General features: G+C 67.1%; 20 protein-coding genes. 7 read left to right on the forward strand and 13 right to left on the reverse strand.

What is annotated here, in order from left to right; genetic code table 11:
* Positions 1 to 63: 63 nt before the first annotated feature.
* Both IB255_RS02155 and IB255_RS02160 read left to right on the forward strand, forming a co-directional pair.
* The gene (locus IB255_RS02155; RefSeq protein WP_151187927.1) at positions 64 to 405 is read left to right on the forward strand and encodes a tRNA-binding protein; all 342 of its coding nucleotides are present in this window, start codon (positions 64 to 66) and stop codon (positions 403 to 405) included.
* Positions 406 to 494: 89 nt separating this feature from the next.
* The gene (locus IB255_RS02160; protein ID WP_192209746.1) at positions 495 to 1,361 is read left to right on the forward strand and encodes a DMT family transporter; all 867 of its coding nucleotides are present in this window, start codon (positions 495 to 497) and stop codon (positions 1,359 to 1,361) included.
* Positions 1,362 to 1,580: 219 nt separating this feature from the next.
* On the opposite strand, the gene IB255_RS02165 is transcribed toward IB255_RS02160, so the two are convergent.
* The 3 genes from IB255_RS02165 to IB255_RS02175 all read right to left on the reverse strand — a co-directional run bounded on the left by IB255_RS02165 (position 1,581) and on the right by IB255_RS02175 (position 3,598).
* Positions 1,581 to 2,075, reverse strand: coding sequence for a hypothetical protein (locus tag IB255_RS02165; RefSeq protein ID WP_192209747.1), 495 nt, complete (start codon positions 2,073 to 2,075; stop codon positions 1,581 to 1,583).
* A 121-nt stretch (positions 2,076 to 2,196) separates the two neighbouring features.
* Positions 2,197 to 3,189, reverse strand: a complete 993-nt coding sequence (gene rfaD / locus IB255_RS02170; RefSeq protein WP_192209748.1) for an ADP-glyceromanno-heptose 6-epimerase — start codon at positions 3,187 to 3,189, stop codon at positions 2,197 to 2,199.
* Positions 3,190 to 3,313: 124 nt separating this feature from the next.
* Positions 3,314 to 3,598 carry a SelT/SelW/SelH family protein gene (locus tag IB255_RS02175; RefSeq protein WP_081520272.1) on the reverse strand — a complete coding sequence of 95 codons (285 nt, stop codon included), beginning with the start codon at positions 3,596 to 3,598 and terminating at the stop codon, positions 3,314 to 3,316.
* 70 nt (positions 3,599 to 3,668) lie between these two features.
* Here IB255_RS02175 and IB255_RS02180 point away from each other — a divergent pair, with 70 nt between their 5' ends.
* A complete protein-coding gene (locus IB255_RS02180; protein WP_192209749.1) occupies positions 3,669 to 5,873 on the forward strand; it encodes a patatin-like phospholipase family protein in 2,205 nt (734 codons plus the stop codon).
* 145 nt (positions 5,874 to 6,018) lie between these two features.
* On the opposite strand, the gene IB255_RS02185 is transcribed toward IB255_RS02180, so the two are convergent.
* From IB255_RS02185 to recQ, 6 genes are all read right to left on the reverse strand, one after another.
* A complete protein-coding gene (locus IB255_RS02185) occupies positions 6,019 to 8,286 on the reverse strand; it encodes a FimV/HubP family polar landmark protein (protein ID WP_192209750.1) in 2,268 nt (755 codons plus the stop codon).
* Positions 8,287 to 8,580: 294 nt separating this feature from the next.
* Positions 8,581 to 9,015, reverse strand: coding sequence for a transcriptional regulator SlyA (gene slyA / locus IB255_RS02190; protein WP_081520269.1), 435 nt, complete (start codon positions 9,013 to 9,015; stop codon positions 8,581 to 8,583).
* Positions 9,016 to 9,122: 107 nt separating this feature from the next.
* On the reverse strand, positions 9,123 to 10,139 hold the full coding sequence (locus tag IB255_RS02195) for a DUF2804 domain-containing protein (RefSeq protein ID WP_192209751.1): 1,017 nt from the start codon (positions 10,137 to 10,139) through the stop codon (positions 9,123 to 9,125).
* Positions 10,140 to 10,236: 97 nt separating this feature from the next.
* The gene (locus IB255_RS02200; protein ID WP_081520267.1) at positions 10,237 to 11,433 is read right to left on the reverse strand and encodes a sensor domain-containing diguanylate cyclase; all 1,197 of its coding nucleotides are present in this window, start codon (positions 11,431 to 11,433) and stop codon (positions 10,237 to 10,239) included.
* Positions 11,434 to 11,500: 67 nt separating this feature from the next.
* Positions 11,501 to 11,773, reverse strand: coding sequence for a hypothetical protein (locus IB255_RS02205; RefSeq protein ID WP_081520266.1), 273 nt, complete (start codon positions 11,771 to 11,773; stop codon positions 11,501 to 11,503).
* 103 nt (positions 11,774 to 11,876) lie between these two features.
* A complete protein-coding gene (recQ, locus tag IB255_RS02210; protein ID WP_192209752.1) occupies positions 11,877 to 14,021 on the reverse strand; it encodes a DNA helicase RecQ in 2,145 nt (714 codons plus the stop codon).
* Positions 14,022 to 14,217: 196 nt separating this feature from the next.
* Between recQ and IB255_RS02215 the strand changes: the two genes are divergently transcribed.
* Positions 14,218 to 14,805: a YecA family protein gene (locus IB255_RS02215; protein WP_192209753.1), complete on the forward strand. Its 588-nt coding sequence runs from the start codon at positions 14,218 to 14,220 to the stop codon at positions 14,803 to 14,805.
* Positions 14,806 to 14,856: 51 nt separating this feature from the next.
* A complete protein-coding gene (locus IB255_RS02220) occupies positions 14,857 to 15,255 on the forward strand; it encodes a YbaN family protein (RefSeq protein WP_081520264.1) in 399 nt (132 codons plus the stop codon).
* Here IB255_RS02220 and IB255_RS02225 read toward each other — a convergent pair.
* From IB255_RS02225 to IB255_RS02240, 4 genes are read right to left on the reverse strand one after another with little or no spacing between them, the layout of a single operon-like run.
* Positions 15,247 to 16,680, reverse strand: coding sequence for a heavy metal sensor histidine kinase (locus IB255_RS02225; RefSeq protein ID WP_192209754.1), 1,434 nt, complete (start codon positions 16,678 to 16,680; stop codon positions 15,247 to 15,249). The genes IB255_RS02220 and IB255_RS02225 overlap by 9 nt on opposite strands.
* Positions 16,677 to 17,369, reverse strand: a complete 693-nt coding sequence (locus IB255_RS02230) for a heavy metal response regulator transcription factor (protein ID WP_151187940.1) — start codon at positions 17,367 to 17,369, stop codon at positions 16,677 to 16,679. The genes IB255_RS02225 and IB255_RS02230 overlap by 4 nt, the downstream gene beginning before the upstream one ends.
* Before the next feature lie 52 nt (positions 17,370 to 17,421).
* Positions 17,422 to 20,532, reverse strand: coding sequence for a multidrug efflux RND transporter permease subunit (locus tag IB255_RS02235; protein WP_192209755.1), 3,111 nt, complete (start codon positions 20,530 to 20,532; stop codon positions 17,422 to 17,424).
* Positions 20,529 to 21,674: an efflux RND transporter periplasmic adaptor subunit gene (locus tag IB255_RS02240; RefSeq protein WP_218189956.1), complete on the reverse strand. Its 1,146-nt coding sequence runs from the start codon at positions 21,672 to 21,674 to the stop codon at positions 20,529 to 20,531. The genes IB255_RS02235 and IB255_RS02240 overlap by 4 nt, the downstream gene beginning before the upstream one ends.
* 208 nt (positions 21,675 to 21,882) lie before the next feature.
* On the opposite strand from IB255_RS02240, the gene lapG reads away from it, so the two are divergent.
* Positions 21,883 to 22,584 carry a cysteine protease LapG gene (gene lapG / locus IB255_RS02245; protein ID WP_081520260.1) on the forward strand — a complete coding sequence of 234 codons (702 nt, stop codon included), beginning with the start codon at positions 21,883 to 21,885 and terminating at the stop codon, positions 22,582 to 22,584.
* Between the two features lie 12 nt (positions 22,585 to 22,596).
* Positions 22,597 to 24,552 (forward strand): cyclic di-GMP receptor LapD, encoded by a 1,956-nt coding sequence (gene lapD / locus IB255_RS02250; RefSeq protein ID WP_192209756.1) that lies wholly within the window; start codon positions 22,597 to 22,599, stop codon positions 24,550 to 24,552.
* Positions 24,553 to 24,607 lie beyond the last annotated feature (55 nt).

A 24,607-nucleotide genomic window follows, 5' to 3' on the forward strand; every position in this document is an offset into this window, starting at 1 on the left:
GACAGACAACCGCGCGCCAGCAACCTAGACTGCCGGCAATCAAGCAAACCAGCAGGAGCTGCGATGTCGGCAGACACCATCGAGTGGCGGGATTTCGAGCGCGTCGAACTGCGCGTGGGCACCATCATCCAGGCCGAACCCAACGTGAAGGCGCGCAAGCCCGCCTACATCCTCCAGGTTGACCTCGGCCCGCTGGGGATCAAGACCTCCAGCGCGCAGATCACCGCACACTATGACGCCAACGAGCTGATTGGCCGCCAGGTGCTGTGCGTGTGCAATTTCGAGCCAAAATCCATCGCCGGCGTGCGCTCGGAAGTGCTGGTCACCGGCGCCTACGACAGCGACGAGAAAGTGGTACTGGCCGGTTTCGACAAGCCGCTGCCCAATGGTGCGCGGCTCGCCTGAGCCTCGTTTCACCGCGCGCCGGCTGGCCTGGCGCGCCTTCCTCTTTTTCCAGACAAGGCCCCGCCACGACAGTCGGCGGGAGCTCAGGCATGAAGCGCGTTACTGAACTCACTCCCCGCGGCGCCCTGATCGGCCTGCACATCGGCGCCCTGATGTTCGGGCTGTCCGGCATCTTCGGCAAACTCATCCTCGCCGGCCCCCTGGTCATCGTCTTCGGCCGCGCGCTGTTCGGCTCGCTGTCACTGGCGGCGGTATTCGCCGGACATCTGCGTGAACAGAAGCGCCCCACGCTGAAACAGGCCGCCATGCTGCTGGGCGGCGGCGTGTTGCTGTGTACGCACTGGCTGACCTTCTTCCTCGCGGTGAAGGTGGGCAACGTGGCGGTGGCCACCCTCGGCTTCGCCAGCTTCCCGGCCTTCACCGTGCTGCTGGAGGGCCTGCTGTTCCGCGAGCGCATCCGCAGGGGCGAGTACCTGGTAGTGGCATTGGTGTGCATTGGCCTGGTGATGGTCACGCCGACCCTGGACCTGCGCGACGGCGCTACCGCCGGCCTGCTCTGGGGCACCCTCTCCGGCCTGCTGTTCGCCCTGCTGTCGCTGGCCAACCGGGTGAGCGTGCGCGGCATCGACCCGATCCAGGCGGCGCTGTGCCAGAACCTGACGATCATCGCCTGCCTGCTGCCGCTGGTACTGCTCGACCTGCCCTCGGTGCGCGGCATGGACTGGCTCTGGCTGGTCGCCCTGGGCTTACTCTGCACCGGCGTCGCCCACAGCCTTTTCGTCGCCAGCCTGCGGCTGATCAAGGCGCGTACGGCGGCGGTGATCTTCGCCCTGGAGCCGGTCTACGGCATCGCCTTCGCCACCGTACTGTTCGGCGAAGAACCGAGCCTGCGCATGCTGGCGGGCGGCGTGCTGATCATCTTCGCGACCTTCCTCAGCGCACGCGGATCGCACTAGGTTTCACTTGTAAGAGCGGGCCATGCCCGCGATTCGCGCGCATGGCGCGCTCCTGCAGGTTGATGCATGGTTCCCAGGAAGTCCTGGGCAAAAAGAAGGCCGCCGCGCAGCATGCGAAACTCGAACCTTGCCCCGGGGAGGGAATGCCAAGGATTCATCGCACGACAGCCTGCACGGCGGCCTGTTTGGTGTGGCGCCTGTGGACAAGGCGCCGGGAAATCAGTTGATGCTGTAGCCGCGCCCGCTCAGGCAGGCGCCCAGCGCGCGACGGTAGGTGTCGGATTGGCCCGCCGGCGGCGCCTGGGTGGCGGCGGCGGGATCGAAACCGCTCTGGCCGACGGCCCAGCTGTGGCACTCGTAGCGGTCACGGCTCTGCTGCTCCGGTGACTGGCCGCTGGCGGGATAGGCGATCACTTCGTAGCTGGTGGTCGGGGCAGCCTGCACGGCTGGCGGCGTCTCCACCGCGACGTACTGGCGGCGGTCGGCGTTCCACAGGTAGTAGGTCCCGGCGGCGACGAAGTAGAGCATGCTGCCGATCCAGACTTCCCGCGCGTAATCCGGCAGGCCATAGCCATGCCCCGGGCCCCAGCCATGGTACGGACCCGGTCCCGGGCCGCCCGGCCCACCATGGGGCCCTGCCACGGCCGCAGCCGAGAGGCTCAGGGCCAGCAAGGTGGCGACGGATTTGAGCGCGATGCGCGAGGACAGCTTCATTTCACCTCCAGTCACGGGCGATCCACCGCCCGCCGTTCGTGGTGAGAATTGTCTCGCGCCCGCCCCCTGCGCAGTGTCAGCAGTCGGTAAAGACTGGGTAAAAAGCCCGATACACGCGGTATCAGTCCTGTTGCAGCAACCACCGGCAATAGCGCTGCACGCCCTCTTCCACGCCCATCATCGGCGCGCGGTAGCCCGCCTCGCGGAGGAAGGCGATATCGGCGCAGGTGTAGCACTGGTACTTGCCACGCAGCTCGTCCGGGAACTCGGTGTACTCCAGCAATCCGGCGCGGATCGCCGCGTCCAGGGTCAGCGGCTGCAGGTCCTGCTGTTCACGCAGGGTGTTGATCACCGCCAGGGCCACGTCGTTGAACGGCTGGGCACGGCCGCTGCCGAGGTTGAAGATGCCGCTGCGCTCGGGGTTGTCGAGGAAGTGCAGGTTGACCTTCGCCACGTCCTCCACCGAAACGAAGTCGCGCAGGTGGCCACCGGCCGGATAGTCACCGTATTCGCCGAACAGCCTGACCTTGCCGGTCTCGCGGAACTGGTTGAAGCAGTGGAAGGCCACCGAGGCCATGCGGCCCTTGTGCTGCTCGCGCGGGCCATAGACGTTGAAGTAGCGGAAGCCGGCAACCTGGGTGCGAGCAGTGGGCAGTACCTTGCGCACACGCTGGTCGAAGAGGAACTTCGAATAGCCGTAGACGTTCAGCGGCTTCTCGCAGGAGCGCATCTCGCGGAACTCATGGCCACCGCCGTATACCGCTGCCGACGAGGCATAGAGGAACGGCACGCCCAGCGACAGGCTGGCGTCCAGCAACTCGCAGCTGTAGCGGTAGTTGTTGTCCATCATGTAGCGCCCGTCGCGCTCCATGGTGCTGGAGCAGGCGCCCTGGTGCAGCAGCGCGCGCACCACGCCGAAGTCACCGCGCGCGTAGCGCTCGATGAAGTCGCGCTTGTCGAGGTAATCGCTGATGTCGCAATCGGCGAGGTTGGCGAACTTGTCGCCTTCGGTCAGGTCGTCGACCGCGATGATGTCGGTCTCGCCGCGCTGGTTCAGCGCCTTGACGAGGTTGCTGCCGATGAACCCGGCAGCGCCTGTGACGATGATGCTCATGGCGGGCATCCTTTGCGGAGAATGGATGCCACCAGCCTAAAAGCGAGACGCAAGTCTCCTTTTGATGTGAAGCAAAGAAGTTAGCCAGCTATCGAATTAATCTGCCGGGCGGTACAGCTCGGATTCAGGAGCGGTCGTTGTGGCCCAGATCGCGCTGCGGATCGATGCGGTCGCGCACCCGCTGCTTGAGCACCTTGGCCTCGGGGAAGCCGCCGTCGGCCTTGCGCTCCCAGATCTGCTCGCCGTCGCAGGTAATCTGGAAAACCCCGCCGGTGCCCGGTACCAGGCTGACCTTGCCCAGGTCGTCGCCGAAGGTGCTCAGCAGTTCCTGGGCCAGCCAGGCGGCGCGCAGCAGCCACTGGCACTGGGTGCAATAGGTGATGACGATTTCGGCTTTGGCTTCGGACATGAATCAGACTCTGCTGTAGGACGCGAACCTATAATACCGGTCTGAAACGCCCTACCGGACTCTTCTCTTCATGCGCCGACTGCTGTTCGCCCTCCTCCTGCTCCTTCCCCTCGGCGCCCTGGCGGCGAATACCCCACCGAAGATCGGCCTGGTTCTCTCCGGCGGCGCCGCGCGCGGTCTGGCCCACATCGGCGTGCTCAAGGCGTTGGATGAACAGGGCATCCACGTCGACGCCATCGCCGGCACCAGCATGGGCGCGGTCATCGGCGGCCTGTACGCCGCGGGCTATACACCCAGGGAGCTGGAACAGCTGGCTCTGGGGCTGGACTGGAAGCAGGCGCTGTCCGACTCGCCGCCACGGGTCGACGTGCCCTTCCGCCGCAAGCAGGACGACCGCGACTTCCTGGTGAAGCAGAAGCTCAGCTTCCGCGACGACGGCACCCTCGGCCTGCCGCTGGGCGCGATCCAGGGGCAGAACCTGTCGATGCTGCTGGAGAGCCTGCTGGTCCACACCAGCGATACGCGCAACTTCGACCAACTGGCGATCCCTTTCCGCGCGGTGGCCACCGATATCTCCACCGGCGAGAAAGTGGTGTTCAGCAAGGGCCACCTGCCCCAGGCGATCCGCGCCAGCATGTCGATCCCGGCGGTGTTCGCCCCGGTGGACGTCAACGGCAAGCTGCTGGTGGACGGCGGCATGGTCGACAACATCCCGGTGGACGTGGCGCGGCAGATGGGCGTCGACGTGGTCATCGTGGTCGACATCGGCAACCCGCTGCTGGACCGCAAGCAACTGACCACCGTGGTGGACATGCTCAACCAGTCCGTCACCCTGATGACCCGCAAGAACTCCGAGGCGCAGCTGGCCACCCTGAAGTCCAGCGACATCCTCGTGCAGCCGCCCCTGAGCGGCTACAGCTCCACCGACTTCGGGCGCGTGCCGCAACTGATCGACGCCGGCTACCGCGCCACCAGCATCCTCGCCCCGCGCCTGGCAACACTGCGCAAGCCCGCCGATGCCGAGGCGGTTGCGCTCAGCGAAGCGCGCGCGCCGGGCGAGCGGCAACCGGTGATCGACCGGATCGAGGTGGAGAACAACTCCAAGGTCAGCAACGACGTCATCCTCCATTACATCCGCCAGCCGCTGGGCGAGCACCTGGACCTGGAGCGCCTGCAGCGTGACATGAGCACCCTCTACGGCCTGGACTACTTCGACCAGGTGCAGTACCGCGTGGTGCACAACAAGCCGGGCGCGGACGGCAAGTCCGACAATGTGCTGGTGATCCACGCGTACGGAAAGCGCAGCGGCACCGACTACCTGCGCCTGGGCCTGAACCTCTCCGACGACCTGCGCGGCGACAGCACCTTCAACGTCGGCGGCAGCTACCGCATGAACGGCATCAACCGCCTCGGCGCGGAATGGCTGACGCGCCTGCAGATCGGCGACCGCCAGGAGCTCTACAGCGAGTTCTACCAGCCGCTGGACGTGGGCTCGCGCTACTTCGTGGCTCCGTACGTGTTCAATGAGGCCCAGAACGTCGAGGCCACGGACAACGACGACCCGATTGCCGAGTACCGGCTCGAGCGCTACGGCTACGGCCTCAACCTGGGCCGGCAGATCGCCAACAACGGTGAATTCCGCCTCGGCGTGGCCCAGGCCTTCGGCAAGGCCGATGTGCGGGTGGGCGAGCAGGACCTGCCGGACTTCCACTTCACCGAGGGGTACGCCCAGCTGCAATACTCCTTCGACACCATGGACAACGTGGACTTCCCCCGCGAGGGCGAGAACATCCAGACCTCCTTCCGCGAGCACACGCCATCCCTGGGTGACGACGACCGCTACCGGCAGTGGGAATTCCACCTGGACAAGGCGCTGAGCAGCGGCCCGAACACCTGGGTGCTGGGCGGCGGCTACGGGCGCACCATCGACGACGCTGACGTGGTGGTGTCTAGCTTCCTGCTCGGCGGCGCGCGGCAGCTCTCCGGCTATCGCCAGGACGCGCTGGCCGGGCAGAACTACAGCCTCGGCCGGGTCATCTACTACCGGCGCATGACCGAACGCTCCTTCCTGCCGCTGGACTTCCCCTTCTACCTGGGCGGCAGCCTGGAGCGCGGACGAGTCTGGAACAACGACAACAGCTACGACACCGGTTACGTCAACGCCGGCAGCATCCTGATGGGCTTCGAGACGCCGCTGGGGCCGCTGTCCTTCAGCTACGGCCTGAACGATGCGAGCGAGCACGCGGTGTACATCAACCTGGGGCGTAATTTCTGAGGCGGCGCCGCGCCGGGAACGGCGCACAACCGTTTGCAGTGTTATGCCCTGATGCTGACGCGCCCCTACAGGGTATGGCGGGAGCGATATCCTGCAGGTATGAAAAAGCCCGGCAAGTGCCGGGCTTTTTCATACGCGATGAAGCTCAGGCAATCAGCGCCAGCAGCTCGCGCGCTTCGGCCTTGGCCTTGGAGTCACCGCTGGCGATCACCTGCTTGAGGATGCCGTAGGCCTCTTCCAGGTTGCCCTGGTCGATGCACTGGCGGGCGCGATCTAGGCTGGCCAGCAGCTCGTCGTGCTCGTGGCCGATATCGTCCGGCAGGTCGAAGGTCAGCTCCTCCTCCACGCCCATGGTCTTGCTGCCATGGCCGAACATCTCGCCGTGCTCGCCCAGGTCCAGCTCGGTGATTTCCGGCAGCTCGTGCAGATTGCTGCGGAAATCCGACGGCACTTCCTGTGCGACCTTGGGTGCAGCAGCCTTGCCTTGTTTGGTGGAGTCGAAGGGGTTGTCGAGCTTGTCCCAATCCAGGTCCAGCGACAGATCGCTGAGGTTCATCGCGAAGTCCGGTTGGTCCTGCGCAGCCCTGGATTGCTCCACGGGAGTGGCTGCGGGCTCGCCCAGTTCGAGGTCGTCCCAGTCAGTGAGCGTCTCGCCGGTGGGCGGTTGCAGGGTGTCTTCCGGGCGAATCAGCATTGCCGGGTAGCGCGACTTGAGCTGGTCGATCTGCTTCTGGTCACCACCGGCAGCCACCAGGGCGTGCTCTTCCTCATGGAAGCCGGCCACGTCACCCAGCTCGGCCAGTACCAGCAGCAGCTTCATGCGCAGTTCGCGGCGGTTCGGCTCGGCGTTGACGGCCTTGCGCAGCATGTCGCGGGCCTGGGTGAAGCGGCCGTAGGCGATGTAGATATCCGCACCTTCCAGGCTGTCCGAGCTGGCGGCAGGCAGACGGGCGACGCCCGGTTCCGGCGTGGCGACCACCACCGGATGCGACACCGGCACAGGAGCCGCCGCCACCGCGGCAGCTGCCAGTGGCTTGGCCTGCGGAAGTGACTTCACCGGCTCGGGCGCAGCCGAGCGCAGGGGCGGCATCTCGACCGGCTTTTCCTCGCGCCTGCGACGGGCGAACAGCAGCCCGACCAGCAGCGCGCCAAGGGCGCCGGCGCCCAGCCAGGGCCAGTAGTTGAAGCCGGAGCCCTGGGCATCCTGCGCCGGGGTTGCCGGCTGTGCGCCGCCCGGAGCGGGGGTGTTCTGCTGCGCCGGCGCCACGGCATTGGGAGCGGCGGGCACGGCATTGGTCGGGGCATTGCTGGTCGGTGCATCTGCTGCAGGAGCATTGGCTGCCGGGGCATTGCCGGAGGCTTCCGCGCCCTGGCGGCGATCCAGTTCGGCCTGCAGCGACTGCACCTGCTGGTCGCGGCTCTGCAGGGCCTGCTGGAGGGATACCAGCTGCTTCTGCAGGTCGTCCATGCGCTGGTTCATCTGGTCGCGCTGGGCGTTGGCCAGCAGCAGGTCAGCTTCCACCTTGGCGACGCTGGCATCAGCGGCCGGCACTGCCGGTGCGGCAGCATTGCCCTGGGCCTGAGCCGGAGCGCTGGCCACAGCAGTGGCTGCGCCGCCGGGCTGCTCGGCGGCCGGCGCTGGAGCGGCGGAAGCGGGCTGCGGCGCCGAGGCCGTGCTGGCGCTGCCGGCGTGCTCCTGGCCCTGCGGCAGGATCAGCGTCTGGCCGACCTTCAGGCGGTGCGGGTCACCATTGACGAAGGCCTGCGGGTTCAGCGCGACGATGCTGTCCATCAGTTGCGCGCGGGAAGCGCCGCTGCCCGTCAGGCGCGAACTGATCTTCCACAGGGTGTCATTGCGCACCGTGGTGTAGCGGCCATCACCCGCCGGCAGCGGCGGTTGTGCCGGCGCGTGGCGCACGGGCTCCGGGCGGTAGGCGTCCGGGCGGTAACCGGAAGAGCGCGAAGGCGCGACGTCGCGCGCCGCGACATTGGCGGCCACGCTGCGGTTGGCGCTGTACTCCGGCGGATCGATCAACACGGTGTACTCGCGCAGCATGCGACCGTTGGGGCGCTCCACGGCAATCAGGAAATTCAGGTAAGGCTCGTGCACCGGCTGCGTGGACACCACCTTGATGTAGCCACGACCATTGCGGATCACCGGGGTGAAGCGCAGGTTCTGCAGGAACACGAAGCGGTCGACGCCAGCGTTCTCGTAGTCGGCGGGACTCGCGAGCTTCGCTATGAGTTCGTCGGAGGTCATGTCGCCGGTTTCGAGCAGGGCGATCTCGGCATCCAGCGGCTGGTTCAGCCCGGAGTGCAGCGTGATATCGCCGAGCCCGAGGGCATTCGCGTGAGCGGAGACAAAAACCGAAAGTGCGGCAAGCGTCAGCGGAATTCTATTTATTCGAGCCATAACCCCATCCCATTGTCCGGGTCTGCACGCCATTCCCTGACCGCTCTAAAGCGGCAGGTTGAACCTGTCCACACACTGGAACCATGCCGGACTGCAGACCGCAACGCACCACTCCTCTGTACCTTGCAGGGTACAGGCCGTCTGATATCACGGATTAGGTGGTGCTCAGGGTTTGGTCAAGATAAATCGTCGAAAAACCGGCGAATGGTTAAGGGGTGGATAGCGAATGGCCAGCGGCCCTGCAAAGGACCGCCAGAAAAATGGCTACTTTACCCGAATAACGTGATGAATTGCTCAGTTTCGCTCGAGGTTGCCGAGAATTCGACTGAGCGTTTTCTGACACAGCGCGATTTCTTCTTCCGAAATCCCCGCCAGCACTTCGTTGCGGACGGCGGCGGCGATGTTCTCGATATCGGTGATCAGAACGTCTGCCTTGGGGGTGAGGGCGATGCGTTTGGCGCGGCGGTCTTCGGCGACGGCCTGGCGACGGACCAGCCCCTGGGCTTCGAGACCATCGAGCAGGCGCGCCAGGGTCGGACCTTCGACACCGACCGACTGGGCCAGCTCGCGCTGGGTGGGGGCGGCGGCGTGACGGGCCAGGTGCAGCAACACCAGCCAGCGAGCCTGGGACAGGCCGAGGTGGCTGAGACGGCGGTCGAGTTCGGCTCGCCATGCACGCGAAGCCTGGGCCAGTTGGGTACCGAAATAGTGCTTATCGTTGTCTGACATTGTGCTGCGTACGGTAGGAGGTTGGACGGCTAATTGATTTGACTAATTATTAGCCAGCTAATCAAGCCCGTACAATGACAGATTGTCGCAGGGTGTAAATCGCTCTCTCACCATTTCGCGTACTGGTCTTCGACGAACCCCCACAGGTCGTCGATGCGCACCTCGGCCTGTCCCGCCGGTCGCAGTACGCCGCTGAAGCGCCCGAAGATCTGCTTGAAGTTGCTGGCCAGCACGCCGAGATTGAGGCGTTCCTGGTGCAGCCCATGGGCCTCGAAACGCAGTTCGACCTGGCCATCGTAGGAACGGATGGCCCAGGGTTGCAGCGGATGGTCGCGGTCGAATTCGAAGCGCACGGTGTCGACCTTCACCAACTGGCCGTCGAGCCAGTAGCAGTTCTCGGTGAAGCTGGTCTCGTTGACCCCGCACGACAGGTTCAGCCCGACGCGCCGCCCTTGCGTCTCACCGGACAGACAGGCCCAGTTCCAGAACGTCTCGCGGCGCATGTAACCGGCGGACCAGTCGTGGTGCGCGTAGGCATCCAGCTCGCGCAGGTCATAGTCGCCCAGCGCGCTGCGCACCTCGCCGTGGCACTGCACGCCGGCCACCTTGCGCGCGTAGACCCAGCCGTTCACCGCCGTTGGCGTGCAGAGGCTCATGGGCTGGAACGCCGGCTGCTCCTCGCTGAAGCGCGCGTCGATGCGGGTGCCGTCGTCCAACTCGACCAGCAGGCGCTTCTCGAAAGGCGCGGAGCTGTTCTCCAGGCGCAGCAGGTTGCGCCCCTGGCGCAGTTCACAGACGCCGTCGTTGGGCGCCTGCGAGAAGTTCGTCCCCATGCCCAGCGGGCACTTGAACTGGCGCTCGATCATCCGCCCGCTCTCGGGGTGGTAGAGGTAGACGAAACCGATGGTGAGCAGGCTGACATCCGCCAGCGCGCAACCGCCGATCAGCGTCGGGCTGATCAGGCCGAAGTACTGGAACTGGTGGAAGCTGCGCCACTTGCTCAATGCACCAAGGCGGCGGCCCATCGGCGAGCGGAAGTCGAAATCGCGGTAATTGATGGTCGCCGGGGTGCCGGGAAAGATGCCGTAGTGCGGTTGGCCGTTGGGCTGGATCAGCTGCTGCATGGGCGCGGGCTCGGTGACGGGGTGCGGCGCATGCTAGCACCGCGCCTGCACGCGCCGCAGTCACGCACGGCGCCAGCTCGGGGGACCGAATGGGCCATCAGGCGACGACCTGGTTGCGTCCGAACGCCTTGGCTTCGTACAGGGCACGGTCGGCATGCTCGTAGATGCTGCGCAGCGGGTGGCCGGTCTCCGGCCACAGGCAGGACACGCCGATGGACAGCGTCACCTCGTCCGCCGTCAGCGACCCTTCGTGAGCGATGCCCAGCGCCTGCACCGACTCCCGCACGACTTCGGCGCGCTCCCTGGCCTCGCGCTCACTGGCGCCGTAGAGCAGCACGGCGAATTCCTCGCCCCCCAGGCGCACAGCCATGTCCAGCGGCCGCCGTGCGCTGGCCGTCAGCACCTCGCCGATGCGCTGCAGCACGCCGTCGCCGGCCTGGTGACCATAGCGGTCGTTGTAGGCCTTGAAATGATCGACATCGCAGAGCAGCAGCGCCAGCCCCACGCTCTCGCGCTGAGCCTGGCGCCACAGGCGCTCCAGCTGGCGATTGAAACTGCGGCGGTTGTGCAGGCCGGTCAGGGCGTCGTGCTCGGCCATGACCTTCAGCAGGCGGCTGATGAGGAAGTGCTGGCGGGACTTGTAGTCCAGCAGGTAGCAGCCCACTGCGCCGACCAGGTTGGCCAGCAGCAGGAACACCACGTTGCTGATCAGCTTGGGCAGCGGCAACCCCGCATAGAGCTCGAAGCCCACGTAGGCCAGCAGGATCACCGAAGCGCTGCCCACCGCCTCGGCGAAGCGCAGGCCGATCAGGAAGTAGGCCGCCATGCTGACCAGCAATAGGCCCTCGTAGGGATAGCTCTGGTCCACGGTGTGAGCGATGCCGGCCACGGCCGCCGCGCCGATGCCGACACTGAGGATGCAGGCCAGGCTCAGCGGCACCAGCAGCTGGGTGTGCCGGCGCTGCAGGATCAGCCCGCCGCAGACGCTCAGCAGCACCAGCACGCCGATGCGCACGGCGAGCATGTCCCAGTGTTCTGCAGTCCGGATCAGGAGAAAGTCGATGGCCGCCAGCGCCAGCCAGATCAGCACACCGATGGTCAGCGCGGTGCGCTTGAGATCGAAGCTGTCTTCGAGCAGGTAATGGCGGTACTGGGTCTCGAGGTCGGGTTCGAAACGCAGGCGGCGAAAGCCCCGGGAGAGCTGTTCGGCATAGGCATTGGAGCGGACGTCGTCCAGCCAGCTTTGTTGTTGTGGCACGCTCACCTCTTCTGGTGGAGGTCTAAGTGCCACCATAGCCGTTCGGGACGTGCGTCACAAGTTTGTCGTTTTGCCCCGTCACGAAACTGACGGGGCAGCCCACTCACCAGCGATCGTCCCGGGAGTTCCGGTAACGGTCGTGGCCGTAGTAGGAGTCGTTGCAGTAACGGCGATCAGAATGCCCATGGCGCTTGCGGCAATCACGGTCGTCGTCGTCATCGTCCTTGGACATGATGACCAGACCCGCCACCAGGGCGACTGCCGCAACGCCGATCAAGGCGTTCTTCCCGCCCTCGGTCAGCCCGCCGCCACTGGCGCATCCACTGAGTTGCCCAACGACCAGCAGCCCCGCCACTACCCGCACCCAGCTCGCCATCTGTCACTCCGACAGTGATCCGTACTGACCGGTTGGACTGGTGGAAAAAGGCGCCGTTGCTGGCACATTGATATTTCATCTGTAACGCCGTGTGTCGGCGCGATCAGACTTCCAGCTCGGCCTGCAGGGCGGCACGCACGCAGTGCAGGACACCCAGAGGCACGCGGCCTTCGAACAGCTCGGCGATGGCGCTCACCGGCGGCAGTTCGCCGTCCTCGTCGAGGAAGGCATCCTGGACTTCGCCGAGCAGTTCCTCGGGCAGGTCCAGTGCCTGTTCCAGGGTCAACTGCTGGCGGCCGATGGCCTCGGCCAGCAGGCTGTAGACGTTCTTCTCGCTGCAATCGAGCTGGCGGGCGATCTGCGCGGGGGTCATGCCGGCGCGGGCCAGGGTCACCAGTTCGTGGCGCAGGTCGGTGACCGGTGCGGGGGTATCCGGCGCCTTGTCCGACTCGGTGAGGACATCGAGGAAGGCCTGGCCGTAGCGCTCCAGCTTGCGCGCGCCGACGCCGCTGACCTGGGCCATGGCGGACAGCGTGGTGGGCTGGCTGCGGAGCATTTCCAGCAGGGTGGCGTCGGGGAAGATGACGTAGGGCGGCACCGAGTGCTCCTCCGCCAGCTTGCGCCGCAGGGTGCGCAAGGCTTCCCACATCTCGCGCTCCTCCTGGCGCACCAGCTGGCTGGCCGGGCTGGCGCCACCGGAGGAGGAGGACTTGCTGCGCTGCGGCTTCGGATCGCGGCGCAGGGCCAACGTCTCCTCGCCGCGCAGCAGCGGACGGCAGGCCTCGGTCAGGCGCAGGCCGTTGAAGCCGTCGACATCCACGTCGGCGAAACCACGGGCGACCAGTTGGCGGAACAGCGTGCGCCACTCGTCCTCGCCACGGGATTTACCGATACCGAACACCGCCAGGTGCTGGTGCCCGACGCTGCGCACTTTTTCGGTGTCCTTGCCCAGCAGCACGTCCACCAGGTGGCCGACGCCGTAGCGCTGGCCGCTGCGGTAGATGGCCGACAGGGCCTGGCGCGCGGGCTCGGTGGCGTCCCAGGTTTCCACGCCATCGACGCAGATGTCGCAGTGGCCGCAGGGGTTGGGCATCACTTCGTCGAAGTAGGCCAGCAGCGCCTGGCGGCGGCAGCGGGTTTCCTCGCACAGCGCCAGCATGGCTTCGAGCTTGTGCCGTTCGACTCGCTTGTGGCGCTCGTCGCCCTCGGAGTTCTGCATCATCTGCCGCAGCAGCAACACGTCCTGCAGGCCGTAGGCCATCCAGGCGTCGGCGGGCAGGCTGTCGCGGCCGGCGCGGCCGGTTTCCTGGTAGTACGCCTCCAGGCTCTTGGGCAGGTCCAGGTGCGCGACGAAGCGCACGTTGGGCTTGTCGATGCCCATGCCGAAGGCGACGGTGGCGACCATGATCAGCCCTTCCTCGTTGAGGAAGCGCTTCTGGTGATATGCGCGCAGGTCGTTGGACAGGCCGGCGTGGTAAGGCAGCGCCGGGAAGCCCTGGTTGGAGAGGAACTCGGCGACCTCCTCGACCTTCTTGCGCGACATGCAGTAGACGATGCCCGCGTCGCCGCGCCGCTCGCTGAGGAAACCCAGCAGCTGCTTGCGCGGCTGCTCCTTGGGCACGATGCGGTAGAAGATGTTCGGCCGGTCGAAGCTGGAGAGGAACTGCTCGGCGTCCTGCAGGTGCAGGCGCTGGATCATCTCCTCGCGGGTACGCATGTCCGCCGTGGCGGTCAGGGCGATGCGCGGCACGTGCGGGAACAGCTCGGCGAGCTGGCCCAGTTGCAGGTATTCGGGACGGAAGTCGTGGCCCCACTGCGACACGCAGTGGGCCTCGTCGATGGCGAACAGGCCGATTTCCAGGCGCTGCAGGAAGGCCAGCATGCGCGACTGCACCAGGCGTTCCGGGGCGAGGTAGAGCAGCTTGATCTCGCCGCGCTGCAGGCGGTCGGCGATCTCGCGCTGGGCCTCGGGGCTCAGCGAGGAGTTCAGCGCCGCCACCGGCACACCCAGTTCGTCCAGCGTGGCGACCTGGTCCTCCATCAGCGCGATCAGCGGCGAAACCACCACCGTCAGGCCCTCGCGCAGCAGCGCCGGAACCTGGAAGCACAGCGACTTGCCGCCGCCGGTGGGCATCAGCACCAGGGCATCGCCGCCGCCGGCCACGCGCTCGATGATCCGCGCCTGATTGCCGCGGAAGGCGTCGTAACCGAAAACGTCTTTGAGGATGCGCAGGGCCTGATCGAGCATGGGGGACTCCGAATGAAGCCGCGCATTATACGCAAGCGATCCCGCTGCGGCCGGCACCTTGTCCGGGAAACTGCGGAAAAATCCGTCACATGCGTCCGAGCCCTGCGTCGGCGCGGGCTGCACGGGCATTTGGCTTTTGCCGCGGGCCTGCGGAAAGACTACAATTCGGGACCGATCACCTCCGAGGTAGTACCCGATGTCCTTCGCCGACCAATTGTCCCGCCTGCAAGCCTTTCTCGATGCCGATGACCTGCACGAGGAAGCCTTGGACTACGTGGCGGCACACGGCTACCTGACCGCCCTGGCGATCTGCCCGGAGGAAGTGCCGGAGCGCGAGTGGATCGACGCCCTGTTCGCCGAGCCGCCGCACTACCGCAGCGAGGAAGAGCGCAGCGAGATCGAATCCACCCTGGTCCAGCTGAAGGCGCACATCATCCGCCAGATGGCCGGTGACGAGGAGCTGGAGCTGCCGTGCGAGCCCTACCTGGGCGACGAGCCGGACGACTCCGACATCCGCGGCTGGTGCATCGGCTTCATGGAAGGTGTGTTCCTGCGCGAGGCCATCTGGTTCGAACAGGCCGAGGAAGAAGTCAGCGAGCTGCTGCTGCCGATCATGGTCGGTTCCGGCCTGTTCGACGAACAGGCCGAGTTCGACGAGATCGCCAGTGATCGCGGGCTGGTGGACGACATGGTCGCGCAGATCCCCGAGCTGCTGACCAACCTGTTCCTGCTGTGCCAGGCGCCGGAAGAGAAGCCGGCGCTGCTGAAGCCGCGCACTCACTGATCCGCCACCGGAGCTGCGCCGCGCGGCTCCGGACTCGTTTCGCGCCAGTCGATGCCTCGAGAAATCCGCCAGAGCCGCCACGCCTGGGTTCGCTACTGCCTGCTCGGCGTCGGCTGGCTCAGCGTGGCCCTGGGCGTGATCGGCATCTTCCTGCCGGTCCTGCCCACCACACCCTTCCTCCTGCTCGCCGCCGCCTGCTTCATGCGCAGCTCCCAGCGCTTCTACGACTGGCTGGTGAACCACCCCAAGCTCGGCCCGTGGATTCGCGACTACCTGGACGGTGAAGGCATCCCGCTCAAGGGCAAGGTCTACGCCATCGGCCTGATGTGGTGCAGCATCCTGATCTCCGGCTTCGTGGTGCAACGCCCCTGGGCCTGGGCGTTCATGCTGACCAGTGCGACGCTGGTGAGCATCTACCTGATCCGCACCAAGACCCGGCGCCTAGACTGATCGCGGAGTCAGCTGCAGCACCTGGCCGCCCTCTTCCTGCACGGGCGCCACCACCGGCCCCACCGCATCCACGGTAAAGCCAAAGGTGTTGATGCCCCCCTCGCTGCGCACGAACACCGAACCACCATGCATGCTCGCCACCGCCTTGACGATGGACAGCCCCAGCCCGTGGCTGCTCTGGCTGTTGGCGCGGGCCAGGTCGGCGCGGTAGAAGCGCTCGAACAGGCGCGCGCGCTGTTCGGCGTTGATCGGCTCGCCGGGGTTGCTGACTTCCACCAGCGCGGCGCCGCGCTCGCCACTCAGGCGCACCTCGATACGACCGCCCGGTGCGGTGTGCTGGGCTGCGTTGTACAGCAGGTTGGTCACCGCACGCTGGAACAGCGCCCGCTCGACACAGGCACGGGCATCGCCACGAAGGTTCACCTGCACGCCCTGCTCGTCGAAGATCACCTCGAGGAAATCCACGGTCGTCGCCACCTCAGCCGCCAGCGAGGTTTCTACCCGCTCGGCCGCCAGCCCACCCTGATCGACGCGAGCGAGGAACAGCATGTCGTTGACGATGGCGCGCAGGCGCTCCAGTTCCTCCAGGTTGGACTGCAGCACCTCTTCGTAATCCTGCGCGCTGCGCTCGCGAGACAACGCCACCTGGCTCTGGCCGATCAGGTTGGCCAGCGGCGTGCGCAGTTCGTGGGCAACGTCGGCGTTGAACGACTCCAGGCGCAGGTAGGCCTGCTCCAGCCGATCCAGCGCCTCGTTGAAGGCGCCCGCCAGCGCTGACAACTCCGTCGGCAGGCCCTCCAGGCGCAGGCGCTGGGACAATTGCTTCGGGCTGATCTGCCGCGCCTCGGCGGAGAGTTCGCGCACCGGCCGCAGGCCGACCCGGGCAATCCAGTGCCCGCACAGCGTCGCCAGGGCGATGCCCAGGGCGGACAGCACGAACAGGGTGATTAGCGTGGCGTGGCGGGCGTGCTGGAAGGCCACGCTGTCGATCGCCGCGAGCAGCACCAGCGCCGGGCGCGAGCCGCTGGCCGGCAGCACGCCGACGCGGGCGCTGAGCGGCGAATCGTGGCCGGGCAGTTCCAGTTCGGCGTAGCCGTTGCCGCTCCCGAGCATCCGCCGTACCGCGTCGTTGGGCTGGCCGTAGCGGAAGCGCGAATCGTCGCTGTCGATCCAGAAGCGGATCAGCTGGTACTCCTGGCTCAGGGTATTGAGCTTGAGCTGCATGTGCGGCCAGCGTTCGGCCAGGTCGGGCTTGTCGAGCATGCGCGCGACCATGTTGAAGCGGGTATCCAGCTCCGAGCGCTGCAGACGCTCGATCTGCCCGTCCAGCACGCAGTAGAGGGCCGAGCCGATCAGCAGGAAGATGCCCAGCGCGGCGCCGGCGAACATGCCGGCCAGGCGCGTGGACAGCGACAGCCCCCTCATGCCTCGCGCTCCTGGGTGGTGCGGCTTTCCAGCACGTAGCCCATGCCCCGGATGGTATGCAGCAGCTTGGTGTCGAAGGGGCCGTCGAGCTTGGCGCGCAGGCGCTTGATGGCGACCTCGACGACGTTGGTGTCGGTGTCGAAATTGATGTCCCAGACCAGCTCGGCGATGGCCGTCTTGGAAAGGATTTCACCACTGCGCTGGGCCAGCACGCAGAGCAGCGAATACTCCTTGGCGGTCAGCTCCAGGCGCGTGCCGCCGCGCTGCACACGGCGGCTGACGAGGTCGATGGCGAGGTCGGCAATGCGCATCTGCGTCGCGCTTTCCAGGTGTGCGCCACGGCGGGTCAGGGCCTGCAGGCGCGCCACCAGTTCAAGGAAGGAGAACGGCTTGATCAGGTAATCGTCGGCGCCCTCGCGCAGGCCGCGCACGCGGTCTTCCACCCGCTCGCGGGCGGTGAGCATGATCACCGGCGTCTGCCGCTGCTCGCGCAGGGCGCGCAGCACGCCGTAGCCGTCGATGCCGGGGAGCATCACGTCGAGGACGATGACGTCGTATTCGCCATTGAGCGCCAGGTGCCGGCCGTCGATGCCGTTGCTGGCGACGTCCACGGTGAAGCCCTGCTCGCTCAGCCCGCGTTGCAGGTAGTCGGCGGTCTTGCTCTCGTCTTCGACAATCAGTACGCGCATGCCAGCCCTCCGTTCGTGACGCCCGCAGTCCGGCATGCTACCCAGCCGCTCCTCATACCGCACCTCCCAGCGCGGCTGATGTCGGTTGCTGGCGATGGAACAGCCGGTCCAGCGCCAGGTACACCACCGGTGTGCTGAACAGGGTCAGCGCCTGGCTGAAGACCAGCCCGCCGACCACCGCCACGCCCAGCGGCTGACGCAGTTCCGAGCCGGTGCCGAAGCCGATCATCAGGGGGATCGCCCCCAGCAGCGCGGCCAGCGTGGTCATCATGATCGGCCGGAAGCGCGCCAGGCACGCCTCGCGGATCGCGTCGTAGGGCGACAGCCCACGCTGGCGTTGCGCGGCCAGGGCGAAGTCGACCATCAGGATGCCGTTCTTCTTGACGATGCCGATCAGCAGCACCAGGCCGATCAGCGCCATCACCGAGAACTCCAGGCCCCAGCCCCAGAGCAGGAACACCGCGCCGATGCCGGCCGAGGGCAAGGTGGAAAGAATGGTCAGCGGGTGCACGAAGCTCTCGTAGAGCACGCCCAGGATCACGTAGACCGCAAACAGCGCCGCAAGGATCAGCAGCGGCTGGCTCGCCAGTGAACTCTGGAAGGCTGCTGCGGCGCCCTGGAACTCGCCGCTGATGCTCGACGGCATGCCGATCTCCGCCTGCGCCCGCTGCACCAGGTTCACGGCGTCGCCCAGGGCCACGCCCGGTGACAGGTTGAAGGACAGCGTGACGGCCGGGAACATGCCGTTGTGGTTGATCTGCAGCGGCCCGGACTTGGCCGGTGTGACCCGCGCCAGGGCTGCCAGCGGCACCATCTCGCCGGTCAGCGGCGAACGCAGGTGGAACCAGGCCAGGCTTTCCGCGCGGCCGCGCTGGCGCGAATCCAGTTCGAGGATCACCTTGTACTGGTTGACCTCGGTCTGGAATTCGCCGACCTGGCGCTGACCGAAGGCGTCATAGAGGGTCTGGCTGACGTCCTCGGCGGACAGCCCGAAGCGCGCCGCCGCCACCCGGTCGATCGCAAGCGAGGTGACGCTGGCGCCCATCTGCAGGTCGTTGGACACATCCTGCAGGCCGCCCTCCTCCTTCAACCGCTGGGTCAGGCGATCCGCCCACTGCGCCAGCGCCGCGCTGTCATTGCTGCGCAGGGCGTACTGGTACTGGGTGCGCACCGGCCCGGTGGCGAGGTTGATGTCCTGCGCCGAACGCAGGTAGAGGACGATACCCGGCACCTTGGCCAGCTTGGGCCGGATGCGGTTGATGAACTCGTCCACCGAGACGTCGCGGTCGCCACGGTCCTTGAGCACGATCCAGAAACGCCCGTTTGCCAGGCTCTGGCTGCCGCCGGTGATGCCGATGGCGTGGTTATAGCTCTGTACCGCCGGGTCGGCGGCAACGATCTCGGCGAGCTGCTTGTGCTTCTCGGCCATGTCGGCATAGGAGATGTCTTCGGCGGCCTGGGTGGTGCCGAAGACGAAGGCGGTGTCCTGGGACGGGAAGAAGCCCTTGGGAATGCCGACGTAGCCGCCCACCGCGATGGCCACGCAGACCACGAAGCCGGCCAGCACCGTGCGCTGGTGATGCAGCGACCAGTCCAGCCCCTTGGCGTAGCGTGCCAGCAACCAACCGGCGATGCCTCCGTCGTCGTGCCCGTGCCCGCTTTTATGGTGATGGGGCGCCCCCATGAAGCGCGAGGCGAGCATCGGCGCGATGGTCAGCGAGGCCAGCACCGAAATCAGGATGGCCGCCGTGACGCTGACAGCGAACTCGCGGAACAGCCGCCCGACGATGCCGCCCATGAACAGCAGCGGGATGAACGCGGCGATCAGCGAGAAGCTGATGGAGACCACCGTGAAGCTGATCTCCGAGGCGCCGGCCAGTGCCGCCTGCACCCGGTCCTTGCCCTGCTCCAGGTGGCGGTGGATGTTCTCCACCACCACGATGGCGTCGTCGACGATGAAGCCCACGGCGATGATCAGCGCCACCAATGTCAGGTTGTTCAGGGTGAAGCCCAGCAGGTACATGGCCGCGAAGCTGGCGCTGAGCGACACCGCCAGCACGGTGGCGACGATCAGGGTGGCCGACAGCTGGCGCAGGAACAGCCCCATCACCAGCACCACCAACCCCATGGTCAGCAGCAGGGTCAACTCCACTTCATGCAGCGAGGCGCGGATGGTGCGGGTGCGGTCGTTGAGCACTTCCACTTCGACGCCCGCCGGCAGCATTTCGCGCAGGCGTGGCAGCTCGGCCTGGATGGCATCGGAGGTCTCGACGATGTTCGCGCCGGGCTGGCGCAGGATCACCAGCGCCACGCCGGGGCGGCCATCCGGCCAGGCCTGCACGTAATCGTCTTCCGGCGCCTTCACCACCTTCGCCAGATCGCGCAGGAACACCGGTGCGCCGGCGCGGTAGGCAACCACGAGGTCGCCGTACTCGCCGGGGCTGAACAGCTGGTCATTGGCCGCCAGGGTGGACACGCGGCCGTCGCCGAACAGCGCACCCTTGGCCTGGTTGATGCTCGCCGACTGCAGCGACTGGCGCAGGTCGGCCAGGGTCAGGCGGTAGGCGGCGAGCTTCTCCGGCTGCGCCTGGATGCGGATCGCCGGACGCTGCTGGCCGACCACGAAGATCTGCCCGACCCCGCTGATCTGGCTGAGCTGGCGTGACAGCAGCACTTCGGCAAGGTCACTGAGCTCGATCAGCGGCATCAGCTCGGAATTCACCCGGACGATCATGATCGGGCTGTCCGCCGGGTTGATCTTGCGCCAGGTCGGCAGGTTCGGCATGTCCGCCGGCAGACGCCCGGCGGCGGCGTTGATCGCGGCGGTGACCTCCTGGGCGGCGACGTCGATGTTCTTTTCCAGGTCGAACTGCAGCGTCAGGGTGGTCGAGCCCAGGGCGCTGGTGGAGAGCATCTGGGTGATGCCGGGGATGGCGCTGAACTGCACCTCCAGCGGGGTCGCCACCGAGGACGCCATGGTCTCCGGGCTGCCGCCGGGCAGCAGCGCCTGCACCTGGATGGTGGGGAAATCCACCTGCGGCAGTGGCGCCACGCCGAGGCGGAAGAACGCCAGCAGGCCGAGCAGCAGCGAGGCGATGGTCAGCAGGCAGGTGGCAATGGGGTGGCGCACGCACCAGCCGGACATGCCGGCGCGCACGCTCATGGCTCGCTCCGGCGGGCCAGGGTCTGCACGTCGCCCTGCACGTCCACGCGGGCGCCGGGGGTCAGGCGCGAGTGGCCGTCGAGCACCACTTCATCGTCCGCCGCGAGGCCTTCGACCAGCGTGCGGCCATCCACTTCCTGGACGATGCGCACCGGCACCTTCTGCGCCTTGCCGTCCTCGATGCGGAACACGAAGGCACCGTCCAGACCACGGCGCACGGCACGGCTGTCCAGCACCAGGCCGTTGCGCAGCACGCCGGACTGCAGGTCGATGGCGACGAACTGCCCCGGCCAGAGCTGGCCGTCCTTGTTGTCGAAGACCGCGCGCACGCGGATGGTCCCGGTGCTGCTGGCGACCTGGTTGTCGATGCTGCGCAGGTGGCCCTCGCCGAGCAGCTGGCCGCCGTCGCGGCTGCGCGCGACCACCGGGGAGTCACCCTTCATCAGCGGTTGCAGCTGCGGCAGGCTTTCCTGCGGCAGGGCGAAGACCACCGAGATCGGCGACATCTGGGTGACGGTGAACAGGCCGCTGCTGTCATTGGTGCGCAGCAGGTTGCCGACGTCGACGTTGCGGATGCCGACGCGGCCGGCGACCGGCGAGGTGATGCGGGTGTAGGACAGGCGCACGCGCTCGGCGTCGATGGTGGCCTGGTTGCCGCGCAGGGTCGCACGCAGGCGCGCTGCCTCGGCTTCGGTCTGCTCCAAGGTCTGGCGGGAAATCGAGCCGCGCTGGCTCAGCGTCTGGTAGCGCGCCAGGTCCTGCTCGACGATGCGCAGCTGCGCCTGATTGCTTTGCCTGGTCGCCTCGGCCTGCTCCAGCGCGGCGTTGATGGCGCGGTCGTCGATGGTCGCCAGCAGTTCGCCTTCCTTGACCATCTGCCCCTCTTCCACCAGCAACGCGGTGAGCTGGCCTTCGACCTGCGGGCGCACCAGCACGCTGTGCAGCGAGGTGACTGTACCGACGCCATCGAGGTTCTGCGTCAGGTCCTCGCGGGCCACGCGCGCCAGGGTCACCGGCACGCCGGCTGGCTGGGCCGCCGCCTGCGGCGCCTCGTGCCGGCCGGCAAAGCCCCAGATGCCCGCTCCCAGCGCCGTCACCCCCAGCAACCCTGCCGCCAGCCAAACCCGCCGTTGCCCCTGCATCCCGCTCTCCTGCGTCTGGTTCGGCCACAGCGGCCGCATCCTGGGGTTATAAGCCAGAACCCGGGACCGCACGCTGACCCTTAAATGACAATCCTGTCAGATTCGCCGGCAAGGCCCGTACGACGGGGCTTTTCGCCCAATGGCGATGCGCCAGCGCAAGTTTTCGAAGAGCGCCTAGACTCCACACATCCCACATGGAGCGCTGGCGATGCAGCCACCCCGAGGAGCCCTCTGGCTGTTCGCCAGCCCGCTGCGTCTGCGGGCCGGCGTGCTGCTGCTCGCGCTCCTCGCGCTGACCGCCGGCGCCGCCTGGAACTTCGACACCATCCTGAAGAACGCCGAGCAGCGCTACGGCAACCTCGGCACCGCCAAGACCCGCATCGAATCCTGGGGACGGCTGATCCAGGACAGCGAGAACCTCGACGAGAGCGCCAAGCTCAAGGCCGTCAACGCCTTCTTCAACGGCGCCCTGGTATTCACCGACGACCGCACCGTCTGGCGCCAGGAGGACTACTGGGCGACGCCGGTGGAATCCCTCTACAAGGGCGCCGGCGACTGCGAGGACTACTCTATCGCCAAGTTCGTCACCCTGCGCCGCCTCGGGGTCGCCAGCGACAAGCTGCGCATCACCTACGTCAAGGCGCTGCAGCAGAACCAGGCGCACATGGTGCTCACCTACTACGCCTCCCCCACTGCCGAACCGCTGGTGCTGGACAACCTGATCCCGCAGATCAAGCCCGCCTCCCAGCGCAAGGACCTCCTGCCCGTCTACGCCTTCAACGCCGAGGGGCTGTGGCTGCCCGGCCCCGGCGGCGGCAAGCGCACCGGCGACAGCAAGAAACTGTCGCGCTGGCAGGACCTGTTGACCAAGATGCGCGCCGAGGGCCTGGACCTCGACGAGACGCGATAGGAGAAACCCGGCATGTCATTGCTCAAGCAACTGTTCCTGGCGATCTGCCTGTTCCTCGTGGTGGCCTTCGCCGGCAGCTTCGCCGCCAGCCTGGAAAGCTCTCGCGAGCAGATGATCAGCCAGTTGCGCTCCCACGCCCAAGATGCCGCCACCGCACTGGGGCTGTCGCTCACCCCACATGTGGACGACCCGGCGATGATCGAGCTGATGGTCAGCTCGATCTTCGATTCCGGCTACTTCGCCACCATCCGCGTGGTGAGCATTCCCGAGGGCAAGGTGATAGTCGAGCGCGACAGCGACACGCAGAACCAGCAGGTGCCGGGCTGGTTCGCCAAGCTGGTCAACCTCAAGGCCCAGGGCGGCGATGCGCTGATCATGCGCGGCTGGGAACAGGCCGCGCGGGTCGAGGTGGTCAGCCATCCGCAGTTCGCCCTGGCCAAGCTGTGGGACGGCGCGCTGGGCAGCCTCGCCTGGCTGCTGGCCTGCGGGCTGGTCAGCGCCATCCTTGGCGGCTGGCTGCTGCGCACCCAGCTCAAGCCGCTGGACCAGATGGTGCAGCAGGCCCACGCCATCACCCGCCGCGAATTCCTCACCCTGCCCAAGGAGCCGCGCACTCCCGAGCTCAAGCGTGTGGTGCAGGCGATGAACCAGATGGTCGACAAGCTCAAGGCGCTGTTCGCCGAGGAAGCCACCCGCAGCGAGAAACTGCGCGAAGAGGCCTACCAGGACAGCCTCTCTGGCCTGGCCAACCGCCGCCTGTTCGACGCGCGGCTGGATGCGCAATTGTCCCCCAGCGAACAGAACGCCGCCGGCTATCTGCTGCTGCTGCGCCTGAACGACCTGGCCGGGCTCAACCAGCGCCTGGGCGGGCAACGCACCGACGCGCTGATCCGCGACGTCGCCGAGTTGCTGGAGCGTGAGCGCGAGACCCACGGCACCCCGGACTGGCTCGCCGCGCGCAGCCGTGGCGGCGAGTTCACCCTGCTCGCCCCCGGCGTCGACAGCGCCAGCGCCGAACTGCTGGCCGACCAGCTCAGCGCCGCCCTGGAGAACCTGCGCGGCACCGGCGCCAGCGACTGCAAGCCGGTGGCGCACCTTGGGCTCGCGGCCTTCCGCCCCGGCGAATCCGCGGCAAGCGTAATGTCCCGCGCGGACCAGGCCCTGGCGCAGTCACAGGCCACCCCGGACCATCCCTGGCAGCGCCTGGACAGCTCCGGCGGCCAGCCCGCGCAGGACTCCCGCGCCTGGCGCGAGTGGCTCGACGACGCCCTGCAGAAAGGCAAGTTGCAGCTGTGGTTCCAGCCTGTGCGCGCCTGCGCCGAGAAAGGCGAACTGCTGCACCAGAAAGTCCTCGCGCGGCTGCTCGATCCCAAGGGCGAGGCCGTCGCCGCCGGGCAGTTCCTGCCGTGGATCGAACGCTTCGGCTGGTCCGCGCGGTTCGACCTGGCCATGCTCGAACACGCCCTCGCCCACCTCGCCCAGCAACCGGCGCCACTGGCCTTGTCACTGTCGGCAGAAACCGTGCGCAGCGCCGAGCCCCTGCGCCAGCTGTTCGAAATCCTCCGCGCCCACCCGCAGGAAGCGCAACTGATGACCTTGGAAGTGGACGAACGCTACCTGCCGCCGCCGGCCGAGCTCGAGAAGCTCGCCCAGTCGGTGCAGGACGTCGGCGCCAAGCTGGGCCTGCAGCACTTCGGCGGACGCTTCAGCCTGATCGGCAACCTGACCCGCCTGGGCCTTGCGTACCTGAAGATCGACGGCAGCTACATCCGCGCCATCGACCAGGACAACGACAAGCGCCTGTTCATCGAAGCCATGTACCGCGCCTCCAACAGCATCGACCTGCCGCTGATCGCGGAGATGGTCGAGACCGAGGGCGAGCTGCAGGTGCTGCGGGAGATGGGGATTGCCGGCGCGATGGGGCGACTGGTCGGGGCGCCGAAGCCTTCGCAGAAGAACGGCGGGTAGACCGCCGGCCCAGCCGGCGGCTCACGGGTAGGGCCCGCTCCTGCAGGGAAGCACT

The organism is Pseudomonas sp. PDM22, from assembly GCF_014851965.1.
Taxonomy (GTDB): Bacteria; Pseudomonadota; Gammaproteobacteria; order Pseudomonadales; family Pseudomonadaceae; genus Pseudomonas.

Excerpts from the sequence above, each read along its gene's own strand:
- IB255_RS02205 (WP_081520266.1), bottom strand. The coding sequence starts at position 11,773 with ATGGCGAGCTGGGTGCGGGTAGTGGCGGGGCTGCTGGTCGTTGGGCAA.
- IB255_RS02165 (WP_192209747.1), bottom strand. The coding sequence starts at position 2,075 with ATGAAGCTGTCCTCGCGCATCGCGCTCAAATCCGTCGCCACCTTGCTG.
- lapD (WP_192209756.1), top strand. The coding sequence starts at position 22,597 with ATGTCATTGCTCAAGCAACTGTTCCTGGCGATCTGCCTGTTCCTCGTG.
- IB255_RS02195 (WP_192209751.1), bottom strand. The coding sequence starts at position 10,139 with ATGCAGCAGCTGATCCAGCCCAACGGCCAACCGCACTACGGCATCTTT.
- IB255_RS02215 (WP_192209753.1), top strand. The coding sequence starts at position 14,218 with ATGTCCTTCGCCGACCAATTGTCCCGCCTGCAAGCCTTTCTCGATGCC.
- recQ (WP_192209752.1), bottom strand. The coding sequence starts at position 14,021 with ATGCTCGATCAGGCCCTGCGCATCCTCAAAGACGTTTTCGGTTACGAC.
- IB255_RS02160 (WP_192209746.1), top strand. The coding sequence starts at position 495 with ATGAAGCGCGTTACTGAACTCACTCCCCGCGGCGCCCTGATCGGCCTG.
- IB255_RS02225 (WP_192209754.1), bottom strand. The coding sequence starts at position 16,680 with ATGAGGGGGCTGTCGCTGTCCACGCGCCTGGCCGGCATGTTCGCCGGC.
- IB255_RS02200 (WP_081520267.1), bottom strand. The coding sequence starts at position 11,433 with ATGGTGGCACTTAGACCTCCACCAGAAGAGGTGAGCGTGCCACAACAA.
- lapG (WP_081520260.1), top strand. The coding sequence starts at position 21,883 with ATGCAGCCACCCCGAGGAGCCCTCTGGCTGTTCGCCAGCCCGCTGCGT.
- IB255_RS02235 (WP_192209755.1), bottom strand. The coding sequence starts at position 20,532 with ATGAGCGTGCGCGCCGGCATGTCCGGCTGGTGCGTGCGCCACCCCATT.
- IB255_RS02175 (WP_081520272.1), bottom strand. The coding sequence starts at position 3,598 with ATGTCCGAAGCCAAAGCCGAAATCGTCATCACCTATTGCACCCAGTGC.
- IB255_RS02220 (WP_081520264.1), top strand. The coding sequence starts at position 14,857 with ATGCCTCGAGAAATCCGCCAGAGCCGCCACGCCTGGGTTCGCTACTGC.
- IB255_RS02185 (WP_192209750.1), bottom strand. The coding sequence starts at position 8,286 with ATGGCTCGAATAAATAGAATTCCGCTGACGCTTGCCGCACTTTCGGTT.
- IB255_RS02230 (WP_151187940.1), bottom strand. The coding sequence starts at position 17,369 with ATGCGCGTACTGATTGTCGAAGACGAGAGCAAGACCGCCGACTACCTG.
- slyA (WP_081520269.1), bottom strand. The coding sequence starts at position 9,015 with ATGTCAGACAACGATAAGCACTATTTCGGTACCCAACTGGCCCAGGCT.
- rfaD (WP_192209748.1), bottom strand. The coding sequence starts at position 3,189 with ATGAGCATCATCGTCACAGGCGCTGCCGGGTTCATCGGCAGCAACCTC.
- IB255_RS02155 (WP_151187927.1), top strand. The coding sequence starts at position 64 with ATGTCGGCAGACACCATCGAGTGGCGGGATTTCGAGCGCGTCGAACTG.
- IB255_RS02180 (WP_192209749.1), top strand. The coding sequence starts at position 3,669 with ATGCGCCGACTGCTGTTCGCCCTCCTCCTGCTCCTTCCCCTCGGCGCC.
- IB255_RS02240 (WP_218189956.1), bottom strand. The coding sequence starts at position 21,674 with ATGCAGGGGCAACGGCGGGTTTGGCTGGCGGCAGGGTTGCTGGGGGTG.